General features: G+C 64.5%; 1 protein-coding gene. It reads right to left on the bottom strand.

Annotated elements, in window-relative coordinates; all coding sequences use genetic code 11:
- Positions 1 to 16: 16 nt before the first annotated feature.
- Positions 17 to 290: alanine:cation symporter family protein (locus PZH32_RS13670; protein WP_275208804.1), on the bottom strand; the 274-nt coding region annotated here is incomplete at its 5' end.

Here is a 290-nt window from a genome sequence, read left to right as displayed (position 1 = left end):
TGGGCATGGCCACCAACTACGCCTGGTGGGCCTGCAGGGCCATGCCCAACAGCGCGATGATCCACATCCAGAAGATAGCGCCGGGGCCGCCGATGATGATAGCGCCGCAGGCACCCACGATGTTACCAGTGCCGACCTGAGCCGCAATAGCCGTGGACAGCGCCTGGAACGACGTCATGCCGCCACCCTGGTTGCCCCCGCGCAGGCTGAAGTTGCCGAACATGCGGCGCCAACCTTCGCCGAAGCAGCGGAACTGAATGGCCTTGGTGCGGATGGTGAACCAAATGCCC

The sequence above is a fragment of the Adlercreutzia equolifaciens genome (assembly GCF_029076695.1).
Classification (GTDB): Bacteria; Actinomycetota; Coriobacteriia; order Coriobacteriales; family Eggerthellaceae; genus Adlercreutzia; species Adlercreutzia equolifaciens_A.
This window is presented reverse-complemented; position numbering and strand designations above follow the sequence as displayed.